The sequence below is a fragment of the uncultured Dialister sp. genome (genome assembly GCF_937959425.1).
In the GTDB taxonomy this organism is placed as follows: domain Bacteria; phylum Bacillota; class Negativicutes; order Veillonellales; family Dialisteraceae; genus Dialister.
Map to the genome: position 1 here is coordinate 1 of NZ_CALGPS010000147.1, position 5,625 is coordinate 5,625.

At 53.0% G+C, this 5,625-nt stretch carries 4 protein-coding genes; 3 read left to right on the forward strand and 1 reads right to left on the reverse strand.

Features of this window, described 5'->3' with window-relative positions; genetic code table 11:
* Nucleotides 1-182 precede the first annotated feature (182 nt).
* A complete protein-coding gene (locus Q0482_RS06200; RefSeq protein ID WP_299144748.1) occupies nt 183-1,136 on the reverse strand; it encodes an L-lactate dehydrogenase in 954 nt (317 codons plus the stop codon).
* 858 nt (nt 1,137-1,994) lie between these two features.
* Between Q0482_RS06200 and serC the strand changes: the two genes are divergently transcribed.
* Genes serC through Q0482_RS06215 form a run of 3 tightly spaced genes read left to right on the forward strand, consistent with a single transcriptional unit; the run spans nt 1,995 to nt 5,333 of the window.
* Complete coding sequence (gene serC / locus Q0482_RS06205) at nt 1,995-3,068, forward strand: 3-phosphoserine/phosphohydroxythreonine transaminase (RefSeq protein ID WP_307973512.1); 1,074 nt, start codon at nt 1,995-1,997, stop codon at nt 3,066-3,068.
* Between the two features lie 27 nt (nt 3,069-3,095).
* Nucleotides 3,096-4,685, forward strand: coding sequence for a phosphoglycerate dehydrogenase (serA, locus tag Q0482_RS06210; RefSeq protein ID WP_299144750.1), 1,590 nt, complete (start codon nt 3,096-3,098; stop codon nt 4,683-4,685).
* A 9-nt stretch (nt 4,686-4,694) separates the two neighbouring features.
* Nucleotides 4,695-5,333 carry a histidine phosphatase family protein gene (locus tag Q0482_RS06215; protein WP_299144752.1) on the forward strand — a complete coding sequence of 213 codons (639 nt, stop codon included), beginning with the start codon at nt 4,695-4,697 and terminating at the stop codon, nt 5,331-5,333.
* Nucleotides 5,334-5,625 lie beyond the last annotated feature (292 nt).

Consider the following 5,625-nt stretch of genomic DNA (forward strand, 5'->3'; position numbering starts at 1 on the left):
CCCTGTTTCAGGGGTGGGTGGCGAGCGCAGCGAGCCGGAAGGGGTCAGCTGCCTGTGGCAGCTGATATACAAAGGGGGCTGTGAAGAAATGATTTACATTTTTGCACAGCCCTTTCACATAAGGACGCCACACTCTCCCATTCAAAAAGGGCACCCCTGGGGGTACCCTTTTCTTTGAATTATCACAGTGTAAGCGCTCTTTCGAAGTGTTCTTTCAGAATCTTGATGGAGTGCTGGAGCTCTTTATTTTCTTCTTCCGTAAGGTGGAGTTCGATGATGTCTTCTACCCCGTCTTTGCCTACTTTCACCGGTACGGAGGCGAAACTGTCATGAATGCCGTATTCGCCGTCCAGGTAGACGGAGCAGGGAAGGATTTTGTGTTCGTCGTGGTAAATGGCCCGTACCAGTTCGGCGGTGGCGGAGGATACGCCGAATTCGGTGCAGCCTTTCTTGGCGTTTTCAATATTTCCTTCATCATGAACTTTTTTCAGGATTTCTTCCTTGGGGTCCATGTGGTAAATGTCCGGCTTTTCCTTCAGCAGTTCGTCGATGGGCTTGCCTGCCACTTTCACATGGCTCCAGGGAATCATGCTGGAGTCGCCGTGTTCGCCCAGAAGATAGGCGGTAAGGGAGCGGCGGTTCACCTTGAGCTGGGTAGACAGCTGCATCTGCAGGCGGGCGGAGTCAAGAGCGGTGCCGGAGCCGATGATTTTCTTCTTCGGCCAGTCCAGTTTGTACTGCAGGTATTCGGCGATAATGTCGCAGGGGTTGGAAATGGAAATGATAATGCCGTCAAATCCGGATTTCTCAATGAGCGGCAGGAATTCCTTGCTTGTAGCAATGGCGCCGTCCATCATATCAAGCCGGTTCTGTCCCTTCTGCCGGGGTCTGCCGGAGGCGTTAATCAGGATGTCTGCGTCCTTCATATCATCCATAGTGCCTGCATAGGCTTCAAAATGATGGGGCTGGTAGCTCACTGCATCCAGAAGATCCAGTGATTCGCCGATGGCTTTGTCCATATTGGTATCATAGAAAACCACTTCGTCCGCCAGTCCCTGTACCGCAAACTGGAGGGCCAGATGGGAGCCTACGTTGCCTGCGCCGATAATACCGATTTTTCTAGTTTTGATTGACATAAGAATTCCACACTCCTTTTCTACCTGCAGGGAAATTTTCTCTTTCGAAACTTTTCCCTTCTCCTATATGGATTCTGCATAGTATCATTATTTCGCATGGTTGCATGCATAGATGTATTATAGCACGATTGACGGCATGGTTAAAGAGGGCGCAGAGATGAAGGTTCTTAAGATTGACCGGCCTATGGCCGGAGGGTTCGGATGTTTGACAGCTCCTACGGGGCTGAGGGTTGCGGATTGCCCTGCGGGCAATGAAGTTTTATATACTGCCTTTCGGCGGCACAGGCTCACTCTATTCACCTTCCCCTTGGCCCGTAAAGCAGGGGCCGGAAAGTCAGAAGTCAGAAGTCTGATGTCTAGCCCGTCTATCATTTCTTTCGGGAATACAGCCATGCAGTAAGCGGTAAGCCGACAGCGGATAGCATCCCCCCACCAACCTTTGAACCTTCTGATTCTTTTGAACTCGGACCACAATGCGGTCCCATATTCCCCCAAATTTTCTTCTTGACAAATTGAAAGGGACGGCGCTATAATTCAGCCATACGAAACAGGCGATGATGAAGAAGGGGTAATGAGACTTTTTCAGAGAGGCAGCGGCCGGTGCGAGCTGCCAAAGGATGATTATCTTTCCACTTCGGAGACATGGATGAAGAATCTTTCGGGTAGGCCCGTTACAGCCTGTCAAAGATGGCCTTTCGGCAATTTGGGTGGTATCGCGGGTGCTCTCGTCCCTTAGAGGATGGAGAGCGTTTTTTTATACCTGCTCTTCCTTTTGCCTTGGCTAAATTGGGTGGCACCGCGAGAAAAGAGAAGCTCGTCCCATGGGACGTCTTCTCTTTTTGTGTTATTTGGAGGTTTATGATGAAAAGAGTATTTAATTTCAATGCCGGTCCTTCCCCTATGCCCCTGGAGGTGCTGGAGGCCATGAAGGACGACCTCACCGATTTCAAAAATACGGGCATGGGTATTACGGAAATCAGCCATCGGTCCAAAGAGTTCCAGAATATGCTGGATGAGACGAAGGATCTGCTTCGCCAGCTCATGCACCTGACTCCGGATTATGAAATCGTATTCGTCCAGGGCGGCGGCACCATGCAGTTCCTTATGACAGGATACAATTTCCTTCACACCCGGGCCGCCTATGCGGACACCGGCGTATGGGCCCACAAGGCCAGAAATACGGCTGCCTTCTTCGGAGAAACCTACGATGCCAATTCCGCCAAAGACAAAAATTACTCCTACATTCCCGACACCTATGACATCAAACCGGATACGGATTACCTCTACATCTGCGCCAACAATACCATTTACGGCACGGAATACTGGAAATTCCCGGAGGTAAAGGTACCCCTCATCTGCGACATGTCCTCCGATATTCTTTCCAGAGACATCGATTTCAACCGGTTCGACATGATCTGGGCAGGCATCCAGAAAAACCTGGGCGCCGCCGGTGTGGCCCTTGCCATCATCAGGAAGAGCCTTCTGGAAACGGCCCGCACGGACATTCCGGAATTCCTGCAGTACAATACCTTCGTGAAGAAGGATTCCACCTATAATACGCCGCCGGTTTTCTGCATCTACACCCTGAACCGCATGCTCCACTGGATTAAAAACATGGGCGGCCTTAAGGCCATTGAAGAAAGAAACAAGGTAAAGGCAGCCTTCATTTATGACGTCATCGACGGCAGTCACGGTTTCTACAAAGGCCATGCGGAAAAGGAAGCCCGGAGCCGCATGAACATTACCTTCAACCTGGCCAATGAAGCCATGGAGAAGGATTTCGTGGAAAAGGCGAAAGCCAATGATTTCATCGGCGTCAAAGGACACCGTCTGGTGGGAGGCCTCCGGGTGTCCCTCTACAATGCGGTAACGCCGGAAGCAGCGGAAGCGCTGGCCCAGTTTATGAAGGAATACGAAAGAACCAACGGATAAAATTTTATTTCACAGGAGGAAATCATTATGTTCAGAATTTTCATTACCGCCGACGTAGCCAAGGAAGCCAAGGAAATCCTTGAAAAGGAATTTATCGTAGATATCCAGCCCAATATGAAGGAAGATGAGCTCTGCAAAGTCATCGGCGACTATGACGCCATCATCACCAGAAGCCAGACAAAGGTAACGAAGAAGGTCATCGACGCAGCAAAGAACCTGAAGGTCATCGGCCGCGCCGGCGTCGGCATCGACGGCATCGATATCAAAGAAGCCACCCAGAAGGGCATCACTGTAGTGAATACGCCGGAATCCAATACCATTGCAGCCTGCGAGCACACCATTGCCCTCATGCTGTCCATGACCCGCCATATCCCCCAGGCCCACCAGTCCATTATGGAAGGCCGCTGGGACCGGAAGAGCTTCACCGGCATCCAGCTTCTGAACAAAACCGTAGGCATTATCGGCGTAGGCCGCGTAGGCTCCAATGTGGCCAAACGCCTTCAGGCTTTCAACATGAAGACCATCGGCTATGACCCCTACATTCCACTGGAAAGAGGCAAACAGCTGGGAGTAGAGCTGGTGGACCTGGACACCCTTTTGAAGGAATCAGACTACATCACCCTCCATACACCCCTCACCGATGAAACCCGCGGCATGATTGGCAAAAAGGAAATCGAAAAAATGAAGGACGGCGTCCGTATCGTCAATGCATCCCGCGGCGCCGTAGTGGACATCCAGGCCCTGGCGGAAGCCCTGAAGAGCGGCAAAGTAGCCGGCGCCGGCATCGACGTATGGCCCAATGAACCACTGAAACCGGAAGAAAACCCCTTCCTGGGCATGACCAATGTAGCCCTGACCCCTCACCTTGGCGCCTCCACCAAAGAAGCCCAGGCCGGCGTTGCCACCGACGTAGCCGTAGGCGTCATGCAGGCCCTACACGGTGAACCGGTAGCCACCGCGGTCAACGCTTCCCCCATTACCAAAGCCACCCTCCATGTCATCCAGCCCTACTTCGACCTCTGCGAACGGATGGGCAACATTGCCATCGACCTGGCCGGCGGTCGTATCAATACGGTCAACGTAGAATACACCGGTGAACTGGCAGAAACAGAAACGGCGCCCCTCACCACTGCCGTACTGAAGGGCCTCCTTGCCCCGGTTCTCCAGCAGACCGTCAACTTCGTCAATGCCCGGGGCATTGCTGAAGAACGGCATATGGACGTAAGGGAAGTAAAAGCCAAGAAGGGCCATTATTTCACCAATACTATCTCCCTCACCGTGGACACCGACAAAGGCAGCCACCGCATCACCGGCTCCCTCTTTGACCGGAAGGAAGCAAAAATCGTATCCATCGACCACTTCCGGGTGGACATCGAACCGAAGGGCTGCATCATCATTGCGCCCCATGAAGACAAGCCCGGCATGATCGGCCAGGTAGCCTCCGTCCTGGGCCGCGAACATATCAATATCAACGGCATGCAGGTAGGAGCCGGACAGGAAGAAGGCACCAATGTCATGGTGGTGGCCGTGGACAAGGACATCCCCTCCGCCCTCATTCCCGCCCTCATGAACATCGAAGGCATTCACGATGTCAAAGTTGTTCACTGCGAACACTAAGGAGCACCTATGATACGGATTATCCTTCTCCGCCATGGAGAAACCACCTGGAACATCGAAGGCCGCTACCAGGGTCAGGAAGACACCCCCCTTTCCGAAAGGGGCAAAGCGCAGGGCAGGAAAGCGGCGCTGGCGCTGAAAGACGTGCCCATTGACCGGGCCATTTCCTCTCCCCTCTCCCGCTCCTACGAAACCTGCCGCATGGCGGCGGACTACCATCACCTCACCGTGGCAAAGGATCCGCGGCTCACCGAAATCTCCCACGGCCTCTGGGAAGGCATCCACGCCGATGAAATCGAAGCCCGCTACCCCGAAGAATTCCACCTCTGGCACAGCCATCCCGAAATGGTACAGATGCCGGAAGGAGAAAACCTCAACGACGTGCGGAAAAGGGCACGGGAAGCCTTCGACGAATACGCGGAGAAATATGACGGTGAAACGGTACTCGTGGCCGCCCACGACGCCGTGAACAAAGCCATCATCTGCGACCTCCTGGGCCTTGACATGAGCCACTTCTGGCAGATCAAGCAGGATAACGCCTGCATTAACGTACTGGAATGCGACAAAGGCACCTGGCGCCTGGTCACCCTGAACAGCACCGCCCACCTGGGATACCTGGTGAGTGGTATCGAACAGAAGGGATTGTAAGATAAAAGGGAGCTTTGCAAAAATGTAATCATTTTTGCAAAGCTCCCTTTTGACATGGGTTCAAAGGGTACAGAAGGAAAAGGTTCTTAAGATTGATGGGCCTACAGCCCAAGGGTTCGGAGGTTTGACGGGCCCTCCGGGCCCGAGGGTTGTGGATTGCCCTTGCGGGCAATACTTATAAAGTCAGCGTTACGGGATTGGCCTTTGTGTCACCAGTACTGCATGACGAAGAGCCAGAGCCTTCTTCCTTTGGAAGACAGAAGCCCTGCAGAGGGCTTCTGAGTCGGGCTCT

What these genes read in the sequence shown, in the direction of transcription:
- Q0482_RS06200 (WP_299144748.1), bottom strand. Translation starts at nt 1,136, where the DNA reads ATGTCAATCAAAACTAGAAAAATCGGTATTATCGGCGCAGGCAACGTA.
- serC (WP_307973512.1), top strand. Translation starts at nt 1,995, where the DNA reads ATGATGAAAAGAGTATTTAATTTCAATGCCGGTCCTTCCCCTATGCCC.
- serA (WP_299144750.1), top strand. Translation starts at nt 3,096, where the DNA reads ATGTTCAGAATTTTCATTACCGCCGACGTAGCCAAGGAAGCCAAGGAA.
- Q0482_RS06215 (WP_299144752.1), top strand. Translation starts at nt 4,695, where the DNA reads ATGATACGGATTATCCTTCTCCGCCATGGAGAAACCACCTGGAACATC.